Source organism: Aequorivita viscosa, from assembly GCF_900106795.1.
In the GTDB taxonomy this organism is placed as follows: Bacteria; Bacteroidota; Bacteroidia; order Flavobacteriales; family Flavobacteriaceae; genus Aequorivita; species Aequorivita viscosa.
This window is the reverse complement of the sequence record NZ_FNNS01000006.1, coordinates 128,951-147,296: the sequence shown is the minus strand read 5'-3', so window position 1 is coordinate 147,296 and position 18,346 is coordinate 128,951. Positions and strand designations below refer to the sequence as shown.

The 18,346-nt window shown below is 35.1% G+C and carries 19 protein-coding genes; 10 read left to right on the top strand and 9 right to left on the bottom strand.

Going from position 1 to position 18,346, the window contains the following annotated elements; all coding sequences use genetic code 11:
• Positions 1–4 precede the first annotated feature (4 nt).
• The 3 genes from gmk to BLW28_RS05180 form a co-directional block, all read right to left on the bottom strand.
• Positions 5–589, bottom strand: coding sequence for a guanylate kinase (gene gmk / locus BLW28_RS05190; protein WP_073215699.1), 585 nt, complete (start codon positions 587–589; stop codon positions 5–7).
• An 85-nt stretch (positions 590–674) separates the two neighbouring features.
• Entirely contained in the window at positions 675–1,532 is an 858-nt protein-coding gene (locus tag BLW28_RS05185) for a YicC/YloC family endoribonuclease (RefSeq protein ID WP_073215702.1), read from the bottom strand.
• Positions 1,533–1,599: 67 nt separating this feature from the next.
• Positions 1,600–2,565 (bottom strand): YheT family hydrolase, encoded by a 966-nt coding sequence (locus tag BLW28_RS05180; RefSeq protein ID WP_073215704.1) that lies wholly within the window; start codon positions 2,563–2,565, stop codon positions 1,600–1,602.
• Between the two features lie 85 nt (positions 2,566–2,650).
• Here BLW28_RS05180 and BLW28_RS05175 point away from each other — a divergent pair, with 85 nt between their 5' ends.
• Positions 2,651–3,124 (top strand): acyl-CoA thioesterase, encoded by a 474-nt coding sequence (locus BLW28_RS05175; protein ID WP_073215707.1) that lies wholly within the window; start codon positions 2,651–2,653, stop codon positions 3,122–3,124.
• 15 nt (positions 3,125–3,139) lie between these two features.
• On the opposite strand, the gene BLW28_RS05170 is transcribed toward BLW28_RS05175, so the two are convergent.
• Genes BLW28_RS05170 through BLW28_RS05160 form a run of 3 tightly spaced genes read right to left on the bottom strand, consistent with a single transcriptional unit; the run spans position 3,140 to position 5,187 of the window.
• Positions 3,140–4,042, bottom strand: coding sequence for a DMT family transporter (locus tag BLW28_RS05170; protein WP_073215710.1), 903 nt, complete (start codon positions 4,040–4,042; stop codon positions 3,140–3,142).
• A complete protein-coding gene (locus tag BLW28_RS05165; protein WP_073215713.1) occupies positions 4,042–4,398 on the bottom strand; it encodes an arsenate reductase family protein in 357 nt (118 codons plus the stop codon). Before BLW28_RS05165 ends, BLW28_RS05170 begins: the two co-directional genes overlap by 1 nt.
• Before the next feature lie 30 nt (positions 4,399–4,428).
• Entirely contained in the window at positions 4,429–5,187 is a 759-nt protein-coding gene (locus BLW28_RS05160) for a DUF3298 and DUF4163 domain-containing protein (protein ID WP_073215716.1), read from the bottom strand.
• A gap of 109 nt (positions 5,188–5,296) precedes the next feature.
• Here BLW28_RS05160 and BLW28_RS05155 point away from each other — a divergent pair, with 109 nt between their 5' ends.
• A complete protein-coding gene (locus tag BLW28_RS05155; protein WP_262481099.1) occupies positions 5,297–6,478 on the top strand; it encodes a cystathionine gamma-synthase in 1,182 nt (393 codons plus the stop codon).
• Between the two features lie 94 nt (positions 6,479–6,572).
• Here BLW28_RS05155 and BLW28_RS05150 read toward each other — a convergent pair whose 3' ends face one another.
• Positions 6,573–7,358 (bottom strand): THC0290_0291 family protein, encoded by a 786-nt coding sequence (locus tag BLW28_RS05150; RefSeq protein ID WP_073215718.1) that lies wholly within the window; start codon positions 7,356–7,358, stop codon positions 6,573–6,575.
• A 413-nt stretch (positions 7,359–7,771) separates the two neighbouring features.
• On the opposite strand from BLW28_RS05150, the gene porZ reads away from it, so the two are divergent.
• Positions 7,772–10,069, top strand: coding sequence for a type IX secretion system anionic LPS delivery protein PorZ (porZ, locus tag BLW28_RS05145; protein WP_073215721.1), 2,298 nt, complete (start codon positions 7,772–7,774; stop codon positions 10,067–10,069).
• Positions 10,069–10,788 carry a DNA repair protein RecO gene (recO, locus tag BLW28_RS05140; protein WP_073215725.1) on the top strand — a complete coding sequence of 240 codons (720 nt, stop codon included), beginning with the start codon at positions 10,069–10,071 and terminating at the stop codon, positions 10,786–10,788. The genes porZ and recO overlap by 1 nt, the downstream gene beginning before the upstream one ends.
• Positions 10,789–10,838: 50 nt before the next feature.
• Here recO and BLW28_RS05135 read toward each other — a convergent pair whose 3' ends face one another.
• Positions 10,839–11,417 (bottom strand): GNAT family N-acetyltransferase, encoded by a 579-nt coding sequence (locus BLW28_RS05135; RefSeq protein WP_073215728.1) that lies wholly within the window; start codon positions 11,415–11,417, stop codon positions 10,839–10,841.
• A gap of 177 nt (positions 11,418–11,594) precedes the next feature.
• Here BLW28_RS05135 and BLW28_RS05130 point away from each other — a divergent pair, with 177 nt between their 5' ends.
• Positions 11,595–11,807, top strand: coding sequence for a hypothetical protein (locus BLW28_RS05130; protein WP_073215731.1), 213 nt, complete (start codon positions 11,595–11,597; stop codon positions 11,805–11,807).
• Positions 11,808–11,900: 93 nt separating this feature from the next.
• The gene (locus BLW28_RS05125; protein ID WP_073215734.1) at positions 11,901–12,401 is read left to right on the top strand and encodes a GreA/GreB family elongation factor; all 501 of its coding nucleotides are present in this window, start codon (positions 11,901–11,903) and stop codon (positions 12,399–12,401) included.
• A 97-nt stretch (positions 12,402–12,498) separates the two neighbouring features.
• Here BLW28_RS05125 and BLW28_RS05120 read toward each other — a convergent pair whose 3' ends face one another.
• The gene (locus BLW28_RS05120) at positions 12,499–14,067 is read right to left on the bottom strand and encodes a serine hydrolase (RefSeq protein ID WP_073215737.1); all 1,569 of its coding nucleotides are present in this window, start codon (positions 14,065–14,067) and stop codon (positions 12,499–12,501) included.
• Positions 14,068–14,295: 228 nt separating this feature from the next.
• Here BLW28_RS05120 and BLW28_RS05110 point away from each other — a divergent pair, with 228 nt between their 5' ends.
• From BLW28_RS05110 to BLW28_RS05095, 4 genes are all read left to right on the top strand, one after another.
• The gene (locus BLW28_RS05110) at positions 14,296–15,111 is read left to right on the top strand and encodes an META domain-containing protein (RefSeq protein ID WP_073215743.1); all 816 of its coding nucleotides are present in this window, start codon (positions 14,296–14,298) and stop codon (positions 15,109–15,111) included.
• 169 nt (positions 15,112–15,280) lie between these two features.
• Positions 15,281–15,697, top strand: coding sequence for a DUF2141 domain-containing protein (locus tag BLW28_RS05105; protein WP_073215747.1), 417 nt, complete (start codon positions 15,281–15,283; stop codon positions 15,695–15,697).
• A gap of 269 nt (positions 15,698–15,966) precedes the next feature.
• Positions 15,967–17,343, top strand: a complete 1,377-nt coding sequence (locus tag BLW28_RS05100; RefSeq protein WP_073215749.1) for a flavin-containing monooxygenase — start codon at positions 15,967–15,969, stop codon at positions 17,341–17,343.
• A 348-nt stretch (positions 17,344–17,691) separates the two neighbouring features.
• Entirely contained in the window at positions 17,692–18,345 is a 654-nt protein-coding gene (locus BLW28_RS05095; protein ID WP_073215751.1) for a succinate dehydrogenase cytochrome b subunit, read from the top strand.
• The last annotated feature ends 1 nt before the right edge of the window (position 18,346 follow it).

The window sequence follows — 18,346 nt, the reverse complement described above, 5'->3', positions numbered from 1 at the left end:
CCGATTATTTATTTTTAATAAAATCTTCAACCAGTTCTTCCGCTTCTTTTAAAGCGGTTTCCAAATCATGGTTTTTAATAATATAATCAAATTGAGGGGCAGTTGCAAGTTCTACTGAAGCTTTCGCAATTCGCATATTGATACGATCATCGCTTTCTGTTTTACGCTTTTTAAGGCGTATTTTTAATTCGTCAATACTCGGGGGTTTAACGAATACAGCTAGGGTTTTTTCTGGAAACTTCTTTTTTATCCGCAGTCCGCCCACTACATCAATATCAAAAATAACATTCTTTCCATTACTCCAAATGCGCTCAACTTCCGAATTTAAGGTTCCGTAAAAATTGTCGCGATATACTTCTTCCCACTCCAGAAAATCACCATTTTTAATATGCTGCTTAAAATCTTTTAATGATATGAAATAGTAATTTTCTCCATCCACTTCATCGCCACGAGCTTCGCGGGAAGTACATGAAACTGAAAACTCTAAGTTTAGATTTTCCTGTTTTAATAAATGTTGCACTATTGTGGTTTTTCCGCTTCCGGAAGGTGCTGAGAATACTATTAATTTGCCTCCTTTTTTTGAATCCATTCGTTGCTTTAAGACTTTAATTTGGGCTGATTTTATTTACTGAGTAGTATGCTTGAAGTTGAAAAGGAAGATTCCTTTTGCTAAATTAAAGCACGTTTAGAGCCTGTTCCTTTATTTTTTCGAGTTCGTCTTTCATTTGTACAACCACTTGTTGCATAGGCGCATAATTTGCCTTACTGCCAATGGTGTTGACTTCTCGACCGATTTCCTGGGTAATAAATCCTAGCTTCTTTCCGTTAGAATCAGCAGATTTTAAAGTTTGATTAAAGTAATCTAAATGGTTTTTCAACCGAACCTTTTCCTCTGTGATGTCGTACTTTTCTAAATAGTAGATTAATTCCTGTTCAAAACGGTTTTCATCTACCTTTTCTTTTAAATCAGCGACTGCTTTTCGCAATCTTTCTTTTACGGCATCTATACGTTCGGGATCAATTGCAACAACATCTTCTAGCAACTTGGAAATCGTTTTTGAACGCTCGATAAAATCATTTTCCAGAACTAAACCTTCATCCGACCTGTACTTATTAATTGCCTCTAGTGCTTTTTCAATTCCTTTTAAAATTGCTTCATATTCTTTGTCGTCAATTTCTTCACGTTCGGTTTTTAATGCGTCGGGCATACGAACAGCCATTTTTAAGAGCTCAACTGGATCGCCATTTACAACGTTTGCGAGTTGTTTTATATATTGCCTTACAGCGATTTCATTTAATTGAGTAGAAACTTCTTCGCCAGTTACCTCTATATACAGTGAAAAATCTACCTTCCCTCGTTGTAACGACTTTGCAAGTAAATCTCGGATTTCAAGCTCTTTTTCCCTATAAGCAGAAGGCACGCGTGTGTTGATGTCGAGCCCCTTACTGTTAAGCGATTTAATTTCAATGGTAATCGTTTTGGATGGCAATTGGACAACTTCCTTGCCATAACCCGTCATAGATTGGATCATATTCTTAATTTATTGAAGGCAAAGGTAATAAAATAGTCGTTAGCGGACTGTGGATAGTCTATAGAGGTTAGTAAATTCCTTCATTTAAAAATGCTACAGTTCTCGCTTCACTGTAATACTGCGCGTTAGTTTGATGAAAGCCAACATGACCTCCGTATTTCGGGATTTCTAAATGTAAGTTTTTCATTTTTGAAGCCAATTGTTCCGGATAACACGCGGCAGATAGAAAACTGTCATTTTCAGCATTCAAAAGATAAACAGGGATATTGATATTTGGAATAAATTGTAGACTGCTGTTTTTTTCATAATAATCATAAGCATCCTTAAAGCCGTGGGCTGGCGCTGTATATAAATTATCGAACGCCAATAGTGAAGTGATTTTTTTATAATCTAAAGCAGTCATTTTCTCAGGAAAATCCTTCATTTTCATTCGATATTTTTCCCTAAGCTTTATCAAAAATGATTTTCGGTACACCCAATTTGAAAACTCGTTTAATGATTCTAACGAACCTCGCAAACTTACGGGAGTTGAAATGGAGACCGCTTTTTTAATTTCCTTAGGAAAAGTTCCGCGCTCGCCTAAATATTTCAATAATAAATTCCCACCAAGACTAAATCCGACCAAGGCAATTTCAGAATATTTGTTTTTGTTGAGAATTAAATTTATTACTGCCTCCAAATCATCGGTTTTTCCAGCATTATATGATTGATATGAAAGGTTCGGTTCTCCACTACAACCGCGGAAATTTACAGCCGCAACGTTCCAACCGTTTTCTACTAATATTTTAGCTTGTCCTACGATATAAGTTCGTTGAGCGTTTCCTTCTAAACCGTGAAGCAGAATTGCGACTTTTTGGGATTGCTTTTTTGAAAAAGACCAATCAACATCCATAAAATCTCCGTCGATTAGCTCTAAACGTTCCCGCTCTTGTGCTAGTTTTGGCGTTGGGCGAAATTTTGAAGAGTAAATAGTTGAAAAGTGCCCATTTTTAAATGGAAATATAGGATTATAGGCGCTTTTTATAAGTGGCATTTTTTAAAATAAGTTTTAACACAAGCTAAACAAATTTACTATGCTTGCATAACAAAAGTAGGCTAAATTTGCACAAAAAAACAATATGTATACAAAACAATTCGAAATCCGCTGGAGTGATGTAGATGCAAACCGTCACTTGCGAAATAGTGCTTATATTGATTATATGAGCCATACGCGTATGGCTTTTATGATGGAAAACGGGCTAGATCAAAAGCAATTGGTAAAACATAATTTAGGGCCTGTGGCATTTTATGAACACATGTATTACTTCAAAGAAGCGTTTCCTGGAAAACCAGTGAAGGTTTCCCTTCAATTGAAAGGGCTTTCGGAAGATGGAATGTACTTCAAATTCCTACATAATTTCTATGATATGGAAGGAAATAATTTTGCAAGTTGCGAAATGATGGGCGGTTGGATAGACCTTAACGAACGAAAACTAACAGGTCTTCCAAAGGAAATATATGCGAAATTCGATGCTTTTGAAAAAACAGACGATTTTGAAGTAATTACCAAGGAAGACACTCGAAAAAACAACGTGCGCCCGAAAAATTTATAATTGCAACGTAAAAGTTTAGTTTGAAACCACAACATTTTTAGGTTTTCTAGTTGAAAGAAATACGCCTAAAAATATCATACAAGCAGCCCCCACCCTAAGTGCGTTTAATGTGTCTGCACCCACTAAAATTGCAAAAATTGTAGCCACAACTGGTTGAAGATATATAAAAACACCTACGGTGGATGGGCTTAATTGTTTAAGGGCAAAAATATTGAAGAGGTAGGTTAAAAATGTTGTAGCAACAATTACGAACAACATAGAGCTTATGTCTGAAAAGCTTAGTTGCATCCATTCTACTTGAATTAACTCTGTATAACCAATTGGTAGATTTATACAGAAAGCTATCAGAAAGAAATATTTTAATAATGTAACCGCATTGTATTTTGCTACCAATGGTTTTACAAGAATTAAGTAAAACGAATACGATATAGCATTGAGTACAAATAATAAATTTCCTAAGGGAATATTAGGCGCATTGCTTTGTGTTTTTTCCTGAAATAGAATCAATACCAAGGCTCCCGAAAGACCAAATACTATTCCTAAGCTTTTTATCCAAGTTATTCGTTCGCGTAAAATTACAGCTGTAAGCAATAACAATAACACTGGGGTAATGGTCATGGAAACCGCACTGTTTATGGGTGTTGAAAGACTTAATCCTTTAAAGAACATTAGCATATTCAAAACCATCCCAAATAAGGCACAAGCTAATATTCGCCAATAATCCCCACGTTCAATTTTTTCGGATTTAGTAAACAAACTGAGTAGCCAAAATAGAATAGCGGCACCTCCAACACGTAAAACGATAAAGCCATAAGGTTGAATGATAAGTGGCATTAATCCTTTAGCAACGGTATGATTAATACCATAAATAGTCTCGGTTGCTGTTGCAGCAAGTATGGCAACCAAACGCTTGTCCATCAGTTACCATGTATTGATTTTTTGGCGGCAGCAACAGTTTTTGCAGCACTTCCAATAAAAATGTCTTTATTATTCAAAATAACTGGACGTTTTAGAAAAGTGTAGTGTTCTAAAATTAAATTTCTAAAATCTTCTTCAGATAAATTCTTATCCTTCAAATTTCGCTCTTTATAAAGCTTTGCTCTTCTGTTGAAAAGTGTTTCATAATCTCCAGTTAGAGTCGATAATTCCTTAAGCTCATCCTTTGTAATTCCTTGTTTTTTGATGTCTTGTTTTATGTAAGAAGAAGGGATTTCAACTTCATTCATTACTCTTTTACAGGTGTCGCAGGTAGATAAATAATACACTTTTTGCATAGAAACAGATTTAATAAAATTTACAGGAAGTTAATCAATCTTTAAAAAGCGTCTGGCTTCGTTGAGTGTTATTTTAAGTTCAATGGGTCCCTCGGCATAACTGGCAATGTCGTATTGATTATAAACAAAGATAAGGGTGTCATGCGTAAATCCAACGCTTTCGGGAAGATAAAAGTTGTCGTCTTCAAACCAAAACCCTGAAGCATTAATAGACTGATTTTCATCTATTTTTTGTTGCTCTCTAAATTTTTGTTCAGCGAAGGCAATAAAATCTTTTTTGTTTTTAAACAAATCGTCATCGGTTAGTTGGTTGCCGGTTTTAGGATCAATATTGATGAAAGAAGTGGTTCCATACCCATGCGCTCCACCAGTATAAAGGTATTGGCGCATTTCAAAACAAATGTGCCTTGCTGAATTATATAGCTCGGTAACTGATATTTCTGCAAAATAATCGGCAGCCATATCAGGGAAACGTGACTTGTCATCGTTGTATGATTCAATAAAATTTGTTGCAGCTTCATTAATCGTATTTACTCTTTCGTTTTCATCTTCTCCTATTTCAAGCGATGAAATAATAAAGTTTCTTATTTTACTGTTTATTTTTTTTGAAACCACGCCATCTCCCTGTACGCTCAAGTAGTTGATAGTTATTTCTGGACATTTAGTGTTTTGACAAATTTCTAAATCATTTTCTGTTAGACTCTCTGAATCGATTTCAATATTTCTTTCTTGATTACAGGCTGCTAAAAGTAATCCAAGCAGTACTAAAGTGATTATTTTGGTATACATACGATAGCGGGAATTGATGATTAGAAACCACAACTGAAACTGATGTAATTTGCTTATTCAAAAGTAATAACTTTGAGGTCAGCTATTGTGAAGGTTATATTAAATAGTAATGAATAGCAGTTATTGTGCTAAAATTAAGGAAAAACATATGAAATTCAACACGAAAACAATACACGGAGGACAGCAAAATATAGACCCAGCCTATGGTTCGGTTATGCCACCAATTTATCAAACATCGACCTACGCGCAAACAACTCCTGGTGGTCATAAAGGGTTTGAATATTCCCGAAGCGGAAATCCAACGCGTTCTGCCTTAGAAAGTGCTTTAGCAAGTATCGAAAATGGTGAGTTTGGTATCGCTTTCGGAAGTGGTCTAGCCGCAATAGATGCAGTTTTAAAATTGTTGAAAGCAGGCGATGAGGTAATTTCGACCAATGATCTATATGGCGGGACTTACCGATTATTTACAAAAATTTTTGAAGGTTTTGGTATTAAGTTTCATTTCGTCAACATGGAAAATACGAATAAGATAGAAGAGTATATCAACAGTAATACCAAGCTTATTTGGGTGGAAACACCAACCAATCCTATGATGAAAATCATAGACATAAAAGCTGTCGCTACGATTGCTAAAAAGCACAATGTTCTTCTGGGAGTGGATAATACGTTTACCACACCATACCTTCAGCAACCATTAGATTTAGGAGCGGATATAGTGATGCACAGCGCAACAAAATATCTTGGTGGGCATAGTGATGTTTTGTTGGGGGCCTTAATTGTAAAGGATAGCGAACTTGCTAATAAACTCTATTTTGTTCAAAAAGCTAGTGGTGCTGTTTGTGGGCCTCAGGATAGCTTTCTTGTTTTACGTGGGTTGAAAACACTTCACGTTAGAATGCAGCGGCATTGTGAAAATGGTAGGACGGTGGCTGAATACTTAGCGCAACATCAAAAAATCGAAAGAGTTTACTGGCCTGGGTTTGAAAATCATCCAAATCATAATATAGCAAGGGAACAAATGAAGGATTTTGGAGGAATGATTTCGTTTGAAACCAAAGGAAATAGTTTTGAACGTGCTATTAGAATAGTAGAAAGTTTAAAGGTATTTACGTTGGCAGAAAGCCTTGGCGGAGTAGAAAGTCTTGCGGGTCATCCTGCTAGTATGACTCATGCGAGTATCTCAAAAGATGAGCGCGATAAAATAGGAATTGTTGATTCATTAATTCGATTAAGTGTTGGAATCGAGGATGTAGAAGATCTTATTGAAGATTTGAAACAGGCAATTGGATAGTAATATTATTTTTTTTGAAATAAAAAAACTCATAGAACAAATGTGCTATGAGTTAAATTTATAGTTTGAAGCGTGACTTCAAATATCTTAAGTCTTAATCTAAATAAAATACGTATCCAAAGTTTAACCACCATACCCAGTCATTAGCCTTGTTCTCAGGTACGGGAGTAGATCCATTGTTTTTTAAACTTGGATTTAAACCGTCAACATAATCACTAGCATACATGCTCCATCGTGAATCAAGCACTAAATCACTCGTTTTTGTGAGTTTATACCGTACACCTAGACTCCCTACCAAAGCCCAAGTAGAACCCGATTCTGTTTGAAAAGCATTTCTATATTTATCCGGATAGTTATTTGGATCACGAATATCTTTAGTGCCATAAGAAGTTTCAGCTTTTGGCGAAAAGTTAACCCAATGTACTCCAAGTCCAATATAAGGTGCGAGCTTGTAATTTTGATATTCAAAATCTATGATGCTTAATGGATAATATTCAAGCATCGATCCTATTTCAATAACAGTGGTTGATCCGGACATAGCCCGAAGCTGATCTGCTCCAATAGATTGTTTATCGTCAGCAACCCATTCTCCGTAATGTTCAAAACTAGCTGTAATATAGTCTAGTTCTGTTTTTATTTTAAAATGCTCATTGAAAAAACTAGGTGCTTGATATGCAAAGTTGAGGTAGTGGGCAACTCCAAATGCAAAACCAGAGTTCTTCATGTTGGTTTCTGAATCTTTTCGTTGTCCATAATCGGATCTAAATAAAACGGGACCTACGAATACACCCAATTCATTAGAAACGCCATATTGGCTGTATGCTTCTTGTCCTACAAAAACAAATAAGAGTGAAGCTATTATAAATAATTTGATATTCATTTGGTAAGTAGGTTTAATTTCCGACAGTACAAATATATAAAAACATAATTAACACTGAAATAAAATTCTTGATTTTGTTAAGTATTCAGCAAATAGTGATTATTTACTTGTATTTTTAAATTTTTCAGCCATATTTTTACTTTATTGTAATCAACTTTTATTTAAGTCATACTATTAGTAAAATAGGATAAAGATATTTTGTAATAGTTATAACGCTACGTTTAATATAAAAAAGACGTATTGTTACTATCACAAATGAAATTGTAATGATAATGTTTTGGGGATGTGCTCAATTAGGTATTCGAGCAATATAATATAATTTATACGTTTCTCAATAGATTTCAGATAAAATTTTTCCTGTCATATCCCGCAATAAATACTATTTTAGCGTGTTATTAATCAAAATTACTTCTATGACGCGACTGGTCGCTTTTCTGTTTTTTGTTTTACCCACCTTACTTGTTGCTCAAAATTACCAAGACAGATGGACAGGACATTTTTCTTATGTTTCAATAAAAGACATTTCGGAAGGTGATAATAAAATTTTTGTTGCCTCCGAAAATGCCGTGTTTACATACGATCTTTCTTCTAAAAACATTCAAACACTTTCAACTATTGACGGGCTTTCAGGAGAATTCATAACAGCAATTCATTACAGCGAAGACTTTAATATTTTAGTTATAGGTTACGAAAATGGACTCATCGATATTGTTAAGGAAGGTGAAACCAATGTGTTTAAAGTTGTAGATATAAAGGAAAAACAAACAATTGCACCAGATAAAAAACGAATAAATAACTTTAACGAATATAACGGTAACCTATATATTGCTACAAAATATGGAATTTCAATGTTTAACCTCAATCGTCTCGAATTTGGAGACACTTTTTTTATTGGAGATGGTGGCAGTCAAATAAATATAATTCAAACTACAATTCAAGAACCATATATTTTTGCGGCTAGCGAAGCAAACGGTATGCGACGAGCTTTAGTAGCAGATGATAATCTTATCGACTTCCAAAATTGGACAACTGTAATGAATGGAGGTTTCAGGGCATTGGAAAGTCTTGGCGGCGAACTGTATGCTTCTAACCTTTCTAATTCCGTGTTAAGATTTACTCCAAGTGGCAGCGCAACTATTGTGCAAAATTTTTCAAGTACTATTTTAAGTTTTAAATCTTCGAATGACTTACTAACTATTACCACAAACAACTCAGTACAGGCATATTCTCCCGGGTTTTTATCGGAAGCCGAAGTGAGAAATGTGCAAGGGTTTGACCTTGCCTTAAATACAGGATACGCATTCAACTCTAATTTATATTTAGGTACAGAAGAAGATGGACTTTTAGTAGTTCCTTTTCAAAGTAATCAGCCTACCCAAGTTTTGCCCAATGGCCCGATACGAAATAGACCCTTTTCTTTGGATGCTGTAGCGGGCGAATTATGGGTGAGTTTTGGTGAAACTACCGTCAACTTCAACCCATATCCGCTTTCACGATTTGGTGTTAGCCATTTAAAAGATACTACCTGGAATAATATTTCTTATGAACAACTGAGTACTGCTGTAAATGGAGAGCCGACCGATTTAATGGAGGTTACAATTAACCCAGCTAATTCCAAGGAGGTTTTTATGAGTTCATTTCAGAATGGTTTAATAAAAATAGTAGATGATGAACCCGTAACTTTATATGACGACACCAATAGCCCATTAGATAGAGCTCGAGCGGGAAGTGGTGATGCCGGAATTCGTTTATATGGATCAGAATTTGATAAAGAAGGCAATCTGTGGTTTGTACAGAGCAAAATTGATAAAGGACTAATTAAATTGTCTCCCGAAGGACAGTTTCGTAAAGTTGACTTGTCCAACTTTATGAATCCTAGCTCCGAATTGGCGCTAACAAAACTTGCTATTAGTCGTGAAAACTTTGTGTTTTTTGGTTCCTATTTTAATGGAGTGATTGGCTATAATCCAAACTCAGGCGCAATAAATAAAATTGGCGAAAATGCTGGAAATGGAAATCTACCTTCTGCCAATGTTAGAGCTCTTGCAATTGATGCGCAAAATCGATTGTGGATTGGAACATTGCGCGGTTTAAGAGTGGTATATAGTCCAGGTAGCTTTTTTCAGGAAGGTACACGTCCCGAATCTCAAGCTATAATTATTCTTGAAGATGGAGTGCCTCAGGAGTTGTTATACCAACAATCTATCACAGATATTGAAGTAGATGGTTCTAATAATAAATGGATTTCAACAGCCAGTTCTGGAGTCTTCTATCTATCGGCAGATGGCCAGGAAACTTTGTTGAGGTTTACTAAAGATAATTCTCCACTACCTACAAATAACGTTCAGGATATTGCAATAGATCCATTTACTGGGGTTGTTTATTTTGCAACTACACAAGGGCTTGTTGCCTACAAAGGAACAGCAACAGCACCTCGTGAAAATCTCGATAAACTGCATGCTTTTCCAAATCCGGTGCGACCTGGGTTCGAAGGTAATGTAACAATCGATGGCTTAACAGCTCAAGCCAATGTTAAAATCACAGACATTACAGGGAATCTCGTTTTTGAAACTATTTCTAGTGGTGGAAGTGTTCTTTGGGATACAACCGCCTTTGGAAAATATAAAGTTCGCTCGGGTGTGTATCTCGTGTTGGTTACAACTGAAGACTATGCCGAAACCAAAGTGTCAAAAATAATGATTATTCGATAATGATTGTTAAGACAAAGGCAATCGTTTTTTCTGCTATTAAATATTCAGAAGCCGATCTTATTGTTTGTTGCTTTACGCAAGATGTAGGTATAAAAACATACCTGCTACGGAATATTCTCAAGTCTAAGAAATCTAACTTAAAGACATCTTATTTCCAACCATTAACGCAGCTAGATATTGTTGCTACCAATAAAGATAAAGGAACTCTTGAATATATTCGTGAAGCTAAAGTGTTGCTTCCGTACTCGAGTTTACACACTAATATTGTAAAATCTAGCTTGGTGTTGTTTTTGGCAGAAATGCTTAAAAACTGTCTTCGAGAAGAAGAGCCAAACCCTATACTGTATATGTTTTTAGAGGAATCTCTTCAATGGCTCGATGAACATGAAGGTGTGGGAAATTTTCATATTTATTTTTTACTTAGATTAAGCCATTTTATAGGATTCTATCCAGATGCCTCTAATATGAAACATGATTACTTCAATATTTTAGAAGGTAATTTTCAAGAAACCAAAACGAGTGAGTACTGTCTAGAAGGCGAAACAGTTGAAAACTTTAAACATTTTTTTAATATTAGTGTCGACGATATCAGCTCAATAAAACTATCCAAAACTTCAAGGGCAAACTTGTTAGAGCTTTTACTAACTTATTTTAAGCTTCACGTTCAAGGTTATCAAAGACCTAAATCGCTTTCGATTATAAATCAGCTCTTCGTATAATTTCCTTTAGTTAATAGAAAAAAGATTGAGAAAACGACTTTTTCAGAACACTATAAAGATAGCTGCAAATGTTCGTAAATCCCGTCTCCTAATTGTTTAGAGCCAATTGCTTTATAGCCTAGGCTTAAATATAATTTTTTGGCGTTTGGGTTGTTTAAGTCTACTAGTAATCCAATTTTTTCGTGCCCTTCATATTTTGCTTTAGCCTGAATTGCGGCTAAGAGTTTCTTGCCAATACCTTTTCCCTGATGTGCCGCATACACGCTAATAGTGTCAATGTAAAGCTCTCCTTCTAGTGTTTCATTTTCAATTATCAAATCTTTTACATCGTAATGTTCGGCTATGTACTTTAAAAAAGGTTCACGGTATACAGGTAATAAACCACCATCATAAGCAACGATAGAGCCTGCTATTTCACCATTTTCTTCATAAACCAAAGTGTTTTCATAGCTGTATTGATTTGTGGGTTGCTGAAAAAAATGTTCAAATAACGGATACGTCTCTTTTACATTCTTAGTATTCACAAAAGTACACGCCAAATCTTCCATAGCTTGTACTATTAGTGGCGCAACTTGTCCATAATCATTCGGATAAGCTTGTCTGATTTCGGGGTTTAAAAATTTTTCCATAGTGCAAAATTAATTGAAAACTTCCATTTTTAAAGGTATAATTCCCTTTTCAAGTCATTCTTGTTTAGACGAGTAGCGTAGTAGTTAATTTTGTAAAATAAAATGCCAAGATTTTGTTATAACAAAAGGTTTTAGATTAGTCTATTGTATCTTTATGGAACAACAATAAAGTAAATTATGCAACCTGAAAAGAAAACAAGCGGCAAAGTTAATTCTCAGCAACGTCCTGAAGATGCACAAAAACATAATGCCCAACAGGAGCGAGAATATCGCGAACAACGTGATGGAAAAATGAAAGAGGATAAAAAAGATAGTCCAAACGAGAATGCTTCTGAAAAATTTAGTGATATTAAATCTGATCAGAAGAAAAAGAAAAATGAGGAAGAATAAGTTTATTATAACATATAATAAGGATTAGGATTTCAATTCTTTCAAAAATCCTTTCAAATTGGGTATCTTTCTGTTCTAAATTTTTTATAAAAAATGAGTAGAGGCTTTGTTAGAGAAGGTGACCAAGAAGAACCACCAATTATTCCCCCAAGAGCTGCTTTGCCAGACGGTGTTATTAATTATGTAACACCTATAGGGTTAAAGCAACTAAAAAATGAATTGGAAGCGTTGGAAAATGAAATTGCCCAACTTTCTACCACGAATGAAACGGAACGCCGACGCGAATTGACAGTTCTAAACGGCAAACTAGATTTGCTGCAAGAGCGTATTGCTGCAGCGCGCGTTTTAGATCCTGAACAACAACCCAAAGATGAAATCCGATTTGGAGCAACCGTTACCTATCGCACACATTTAAATAAGGCAATTAATACCTTTCAGATAGTAGGTGTAGATGAAGCCGACTTAAAGTTGAATAAAATTGCGTTTGTAGCACCAATTGCTGTGGCAATTACTGGATATAAGGTAGGCAACGTTATTGACTTTAAACTTGGAAACGAAACCAGAAAACTCGAAATTTTAGAAATCAAGTATTAACTTATTTTAAATTAGCGTCGGTTGCTTACCAAAAATCGAAGTATTTTACAACGGAGTTATTAATAACTAATTTTAGGTGTCGAATTATACCTATTAATTACTCTATCCGTTTAAAATCCAAATCTTGATAGTTATAACTAAAGTCGGTTAATGGCGAAATAGGACTCATAGTAAAACCATTTGCCTTTCCTTCCGTATCTAGACTAAAGGTTACAAAAGCATCTGCTTTTAACGATACATCGTTCCAACGTACCACATAGGTTGTTCCCTTATAAAATGTCATTGTTCCGGTTAAGTCTGAAGATTTTTCAGATCTAAAATGTAACACATCTTTTTTTTCGGTTATCGAAACATTTCCGAACCAAGAATCTTTGTATTTTCCTATGTAATTTGCTGGATTAGGTTTAGGAGCTTTATTTTTTAACTGCTTCTTAATTGCAATTTCCACAGCTTTGTTAATACTATCTTCTTTTGCTTCACCTGCTAATCGCCTTTCGTTATAATCTTTAATTCTATCTTCTCCTTCAATACCGAAATAAGCATCTTTTATTGAATTGGTTATAGCACTAAAAGCCGCGCCCGATTGTTGGTTGGTAAGCACGATAATTCCAAGTTCCAATTCAGGGATTATCGTTATCTGACTTACAATTCCTAGCAATCCTCCTGTGTGGGTGGCTTGAAAATAACCGCTTACATCACTTAAAAACCAACCCAAACCGTAAGCAGAAAAATGTGTGTTGTATGGACCTCCCGTTCTTCGTAAAAGCGTTTGTGGTGTCCACATTTCGCGATGCACCTTTTTGCTAAACAGACTATCCTGAAGTTTTGGCCCATATTTTCCATTATTCAACATAGCTTGAACCCATTTACTCATGTCGTTAATAGAAGCATAAATGCCCGCAGCAGGAGTTGCTATCTGTGTAAAGGTAAGAACCGTTGTTTCAAGTTTTCCGTTTACGGGAGCGTGTCCGTCAATTCGATTGGGATCCGCCTCTATTTCTGGAATGGATAGTTTTGATCGATTCATCCCTAACGGAACAAAGAAGTTTTCTGAAATATAATCATCATACGTTTTTCCCGAAACCCGTGCTACGATTTCACCGGCAACAATATAAAGTAAGTTGTCGTAATCATATTTTGAACGAAATGACGAAACAGGTTTCAGGTACCGTAAATTATGAATCATTTCATCCAAAGTAGTTGTGTTTGAAGCAGGAAACACCATTAAGTCACCCGCTCCCAACCCTAAACCACTTCTGTGAGTAATTAAATCGCGTACCGTAAATTGGCTTGTTACATATGCGTCATAAAGTTTAAACTCTGGAATAATATCTGTTACCTTTGTATCCCAGTCTAGATTTCCTTTATCAACAAGTTGCCCGAGAGCAGCAGTTGTGAACGCCTTGGTGTTTGAAGCCACTCCAAAAAGGGTGTTTTCATCAACTTTAGCTCCGGATTTTAACGATCGAACGCCGTAGGTGTTTTTATAAAAAATCTTACCATCTTTCAAAACCGCTACCGCCATACCTGGAACATCAAACGTTTCCATCGACTTCTGAACTAAACTATCAATTTGAGCGCCGTTTAAAGCTTGAGCAAAAAGATTTTGATTAAGGCCTGAAATAGCAATGACAATGGCTAGAGCAGGAAATAAATACGATTTCATATACGGAGTTTTTATTTTGCGTTTAAAGATATTAAAATTTTCAAGTTTTGTTCTAAAGCTTAAGATTGTATTAAAATTTTCAATGTTTCAAATTATGGTCTACTTTGTGTACCACTATATTATGAAGAACGGGGTTTTGCGAATATTTTAGCGTTTCTATAGGACACTATATCATCTCAAAACCTTAGTTTTCCACTTCCTTATTCAACGTAATAAAAATTAAATTATATGAAACTACATTTTATAACCTTCATTTTTGCAGCTATCGTTTTAAACAGCTGTGGTCCTACAAAAAATAGTGATTCAATGAATACAGATAATTCTGCATTTTCCGAAATTCCAACAGAAACTTTTTGGCAATTGGAAAGCTTAGAAGGGAAAGATTTTTCCAATTTCGAAAAAAATGGCAGTAAGATTGGGTTTACGCTGTTTAAAGAAGATAACAGAATCTCTGGATTTGCTGGATGTAATCACTTTTTTGGAACCTATAAATTTGAGGAAGGTAATAGAATCGGGTTTTCAGGATTAGGCGCAACAAAAATGGCTTGCTTTAATAATGATTTTAATGAAAATGAGTTTTTAAAGATTTTCGGTTTGGCCGATAATTATACCTTGAAAGGAAATACTTTATCTCTTAATGTGGGGAGAAGAGCACCTCTTGCTGTTTTCAAAAAAGTTGAAAAATCTAAAACAGGTATTACCGAGAAATATTGGAAACTAAAGACTTTAGAAGGAAAGGATATAAAAATGGGAGAAAACCAAGAAAAAGAGGTGTATTTTATACTTAAGGAAAATGAAACTGCAGTAACAGGATTTGCAGGTTGTAATGACTTTTTTGGAACTTATACCCTTGAAAAAGGTGATAGAATCCGTTTTTCAAAAATGGGATCTACATTAAAAATATGTCCAGACGTCGATTTCAATGAATCAGATTTTTTTAAAGTTTTTGAGTTAACCGACAGCTATAAAATTTCTGGCGATACCTTAGAGTTATATGTTGGACGAAGAGCTCCTTTAGCTGTTTTTGAAGCGGTATATTTTTAAACTCATTCAGCAACGAGCACTAATTAACGCACTACCTCGATTTCTCTAATCACAATCAATCCACATAACATCGCTTGTAATGCAACTTATTCTATTCAAGATTATATAGTTATGTATAAACTATTCATTTTTTTATATCTTGTGAGTTCTTAAATTTAATTTAGAAGAAATGAATTACTTGATAACATTTTTTGCCTTCATTTTAATAAATACTTCTACAGAAACTAGGGAGTTAACCATAATTATTAGCAATATTGAACACATTGGGGGAACACTTGAAATTGGTCTTTTTAATCGAGGCGAACGTTTTATGGAATCAGGACAAGCATACAAAGCAATTTCCGTTGAGGTAAAAAATAGTACAGAAAAAATAGTGATAAAAGATTTGCCAACGGGAACATACGCCATTTCACTTTATCACGATAAAAACTCAAATGGTGAGTGCGATCGTAATTTTTTCGGAATTCCAAAAGAGCCTTACGCATTTTCGAACAACTTTAAACCTAAATTCTCCCCACCTACTTTTAACGATTGCAAATTCGATTTAATAGCAGACAAATCTATAAATATAGAATTAATCAATTAATCAATTTTTACCGCTCTATTTTAGCTTAAAGTCCATTGCTTCAGGGTGTAAAATGGCGGTAATTGCTCAATTCGCTAAAAATTGGTATCTTCGCGCTATTGTTTTAAGAAAACAAGCCCATTGAGGTTATTATAGTAAGTTTTCATCCATTACCTCAATTAAAGCCTATTTTTTAGGCTTTCCTGTTGCGATTCGCAATATTTTACATTTGAATATTAACATTAAAGCGGCTTCTTCTAAGAATCTCCGCTAGATAAATATAATCTTTTATGAAGAAAAAACGTATTGGTATTATTGGCGCTGGCCCCAGTGGCTTGGCACAAATTAGAGCTTTTGAAGCGTTGAAAAATCAAGGGGAAGAAATTCCTGAAATTGTCTGTTTCGAAAAACAGAGCAATTGGGGAGGAATGTGGAATTACTCATGGCGAACCGGAGTTGGAAAATACGGAGAGCCTATACACGGAAGTATGTATAAATACCTGTGGTCTAACGGGCCAAAAGAGTGTTTAGAGTTTTCCGATTATTCATTCGACGATCACTTCAAAAAACCTATTTCGTCTTACCCGCCGCGTCCTGTTTTATTCGATTATATTCAAGGTCGAATTAAAAAAAGCGAAGCACGCGATTTTATTCGTTTCGACACAACCGCTCGTTGGGTCAGTTTTGATGAAAAAACAAAGAAATTTACCGTCATTCTTGACGACTTAAAAATTGATAAAACGTATTCGGAAGAGTTTGACTACCTAGTTGTAGCTTCTGGGCATTTTTCTACACCTAATATGCCCTATTTCAAAGGGATTGAGAATTTCCCTGGAACAGCAATTCACGCACACGACTTTAGAGGGGCAGATCAATTTAAGGGTCAAAATATATTGTTGATTGGTAGTAGTTATTCAGCCGAAGATATTGGGGTGCAATGCCATAAACACGGTGCAAATTCTGTTACCTTAAGTTATAGAAGCAATCCAATTGGTGTCGCGTGGCCTGAAGGAATTAAAGAATTGCCGCTAGTAACACATTTTGAAGAAGATACAGCCTACTTTAAAGATGGCACTTCAGAAAAATTTGATGCCGTGATAATGTGTACTGGTTATCAACATAAGTTCCCGTTTTTGCCAGATGAGCTGAGGTTAAAAACCAAAAATAATTTATATCCTGATCATCTTTACAAAGGTGTTTTCTTTAATAATCTTCCGCAGCTCATTTATTTAGGAATGCAGGATCAATACTATACCTTCAATATGTTTGATGCGCAAGCATGGGTGGCAAGAGATTATATGATTGGACGTTTTAAACTTCCTTCTGAAGCAAAAAGAAGAATAGATATTGATAAGTGGCTAAAGAAAAATGACAAATTAGAAACAGGATTCGACGATGTCGATTTCCAGTCCGACTATATCAAAGACTTATTATCACTCTCCGATTATCCAGCTTTCGACGTGGATAAAGTCGGTGAGATGTTTAAACAATGGCTGCGCGATAAAGAAGAAGGAATTTTGACCTACCGCGATAAAACCTTCCAGAGTGTTGTAACAGGTACAATGGCCGCCGAACACCACACAGAATGGATGGACGAACTGGACGATAGTAAAGAACGCTATTTATACGAACCAGAAGAGGAAGAGCTTATTCCAGATAAGTTATAACCTGAAGCTATAGCTTTATAAATTAGGCTGTTTAAAAAGTAAATAATTATTGTGTTTGTTAGATTCAACGCTGTCGATATCTAATTGTAAATTCATATTTATAATTAGTAACTGTGCACAAAACTGATATTCCAAGTTACTTTTTGAACAGCTTTTTTCTATTTTATCAGTTATAAGGTATCAGTCACTTGCGATTTACCAGAAAATAGCCTTTGATCGAATTACTTTTACACAATCAGAAATACAATTTGGTTTAAAAACATACTTTTTCAGCCTTAGCATCCGTGAAAATTTCGTATTCTTGAGTAAACGAATCGAACTTTTTGACTTATCAATTAATTTAGAAATATGTTTTTCAGAAAGAGTATTGTTGCCGCCACGGGTTTGTTTCTATGTATCTTTCTAATTGTCCATTTATCGGCAAACGCTATATTGTTGCTGCCTGAAACTACAGCAAGAGAATTATACAATTCCTATTCAACAGCTTTAAGAGAGAATTTGTTTATTACGCTAATTGCCTATCTTTTATACATTTCTATTATCCTTCATGTTGTTTATGCTGCTATTATCACCTTTAGAAACACCAAGTCTAAGGGAGAAAAATATAAGGTCAATCATAATAATAAAAACAGTACATGGATGTCACAAAACATGGGGTTTTTGGGCGTGTTTATCTTACTTTTTATAGTCGTCCACTTGGCTAATTTTTGGGCTAAAATAAAACTGGGAATCGGTGAAGATGTCGGCGTAGATGTAAATGGAAATGTTGATGTATATGAAGTTACTTCCTTCTTATTCCACAATATGTATTTTATGCTTTTTTATTCTGTTTTGATGATACCGTTAGGATTTCATTTATATCACGGACTTAAAAGTGCATTTATGACACTTGGATTTTATCATAAAAAGGGACTGAGATTATTGGCCAAAATATCGCTCGCGTATGCAATTATAATGAGTGTGGGCTTTGGAATTATCCCATTATTCGTTTATTTCAAATAGC

Excerpts from the sequence above, each read along its gene's own strand:
- BLW28_RS05155 (WP_262481099.1), top strand. The coding sequence starts at position 5,297 with ATGAATAGCAGTTATTGTGCTAAAATTAAGGAAAAACATATGAAATTC.
- BLW28_RS05130 (WP_073215731.1), top strand. The coding sequence starts at position 11,595 with ATGCAACCTGAAAAGAAAACAAGCGGCAAAGTTAATTCTCAGCAACGT.
- BLW28_RS05180 (WP_073215704.1), bottom strand. The coding sequence starts at position 2,565 with ATGCCACTTATAAAAAGCGCCTATAATCCTATATTTCCATTTAAAAAT.
- BLW28_RS05125 (WP_073215734.1), top strand. The coding sequence starts at position 11,901 with ATGAGTAGAGGCTTTGTTAGAGAAGGTGACCAAGAAGAACCACCAATT.
- BLW28_RS05170 (WP_073215710.1), bottom strand. The coding sequence starts at position 4,042 with ATGGACAAGCGTTTGGTTGCCATACTTGCTGCAACAGCAACCGAGACT.
- gmk (WP_073215699.1), bottom strand. The coding sequence starts at position 589 with ATGGATTCAAAAAAAGGAGGCAAATTAATAGTATTCTCAGCACCTTCC.
- BLW28_RS05105 (WP_073215747.1), top strand. The coding sequence starts at position 15,281 with ATGAATTACTTGATAACATTTTTTGCCTTCATTTTAATAAATACTTCT.
- BLW28_RS05095 (WP_073215751.1), top strand. The coding sequence starts at position 17,692 with ATGTTTTTCAGAAAGAGTATTGTTGCCGCCACGGGTTTGTTTCTATGT.
- BLW28_RS05160 (WP_073215716.1), bottom strand. The coding sequence starts at position 5,187 with ATGTATACCAAAATAATCACTTTAGTACTGCTTGGATTACTTTTAGCA.
- BLW28_RS05150 (WP_073215718.1), bottom strand. The coding sequence starts at position 7,358 with ATGAATATCAAATTATTTATAATAGCTTCACTCTTATTTGTTTTTGTA.
- BLW28_RS05110 (WP_073215743.1), top strand. The coding sequence starts at position 14,296 with ATGAAACTACATTTTATAACCTTCATTTTTGCAGCTATCGTTTTAAAC.
- BLW28_RS05175 (WP_073215707.1), top strand. The coding sequence starts at position 2,651 with ATGTATACAAAACAATTCGAAATCCGCTGGAGTGATGTAGATGCAAAC.
- BLW28_RS05100 (WP_073215749.1), top strand. The coding sequence starts at position 15,967 with ATGAAGAAAAAACGTATTGGTATTATTGGCGCTGGCCCCAGTGGCTTG.
- porZ (WP_073215721.1), top strand. The coding sequence starts at position 7,772 with ATGACGCGACTGGTCGCTTTTCTGTTTTTTGTTTTACCCACCTTACTT.
- BLW28_RS05165 (WP_073215713.1), bottom strand. The coding sequence starts at position 4,398 with ATGCAAAAAGTGTATTATTTATCTACCTGCGACACCTGTAAAAGAGTA.
- BLW28_RS05185 (WP_073215702.1), bottom strand. The coding sequence starts at position 1,532 with ATGATCCAATCTATGACGGGTTATGGCAAGGAAGTTGTCCAATTGCCA.
- BLW28_RS05120 (WP_073215737.1), bottom strand. The coding sequence starts at position 14,067 with ATGAAATCGTATTTATTTCCTGCTCTAGCCATTGTCATTGCTATTTCA.
- recO (WP_073215725.1), top strand. The coding sequence starts at position 10,069 with ATGATTGTTAAGACAAAGGCAATCGTTTTTTCTGCTATTAAATATTCA.
- BLW28_RS05135 (WP_073215728.1), bottom strand. The coding sequence starts at position 11,417 with ATGGAAAAATTTTTAAACCCCGAAATCAGACAAGCTTATCCGAATGAT.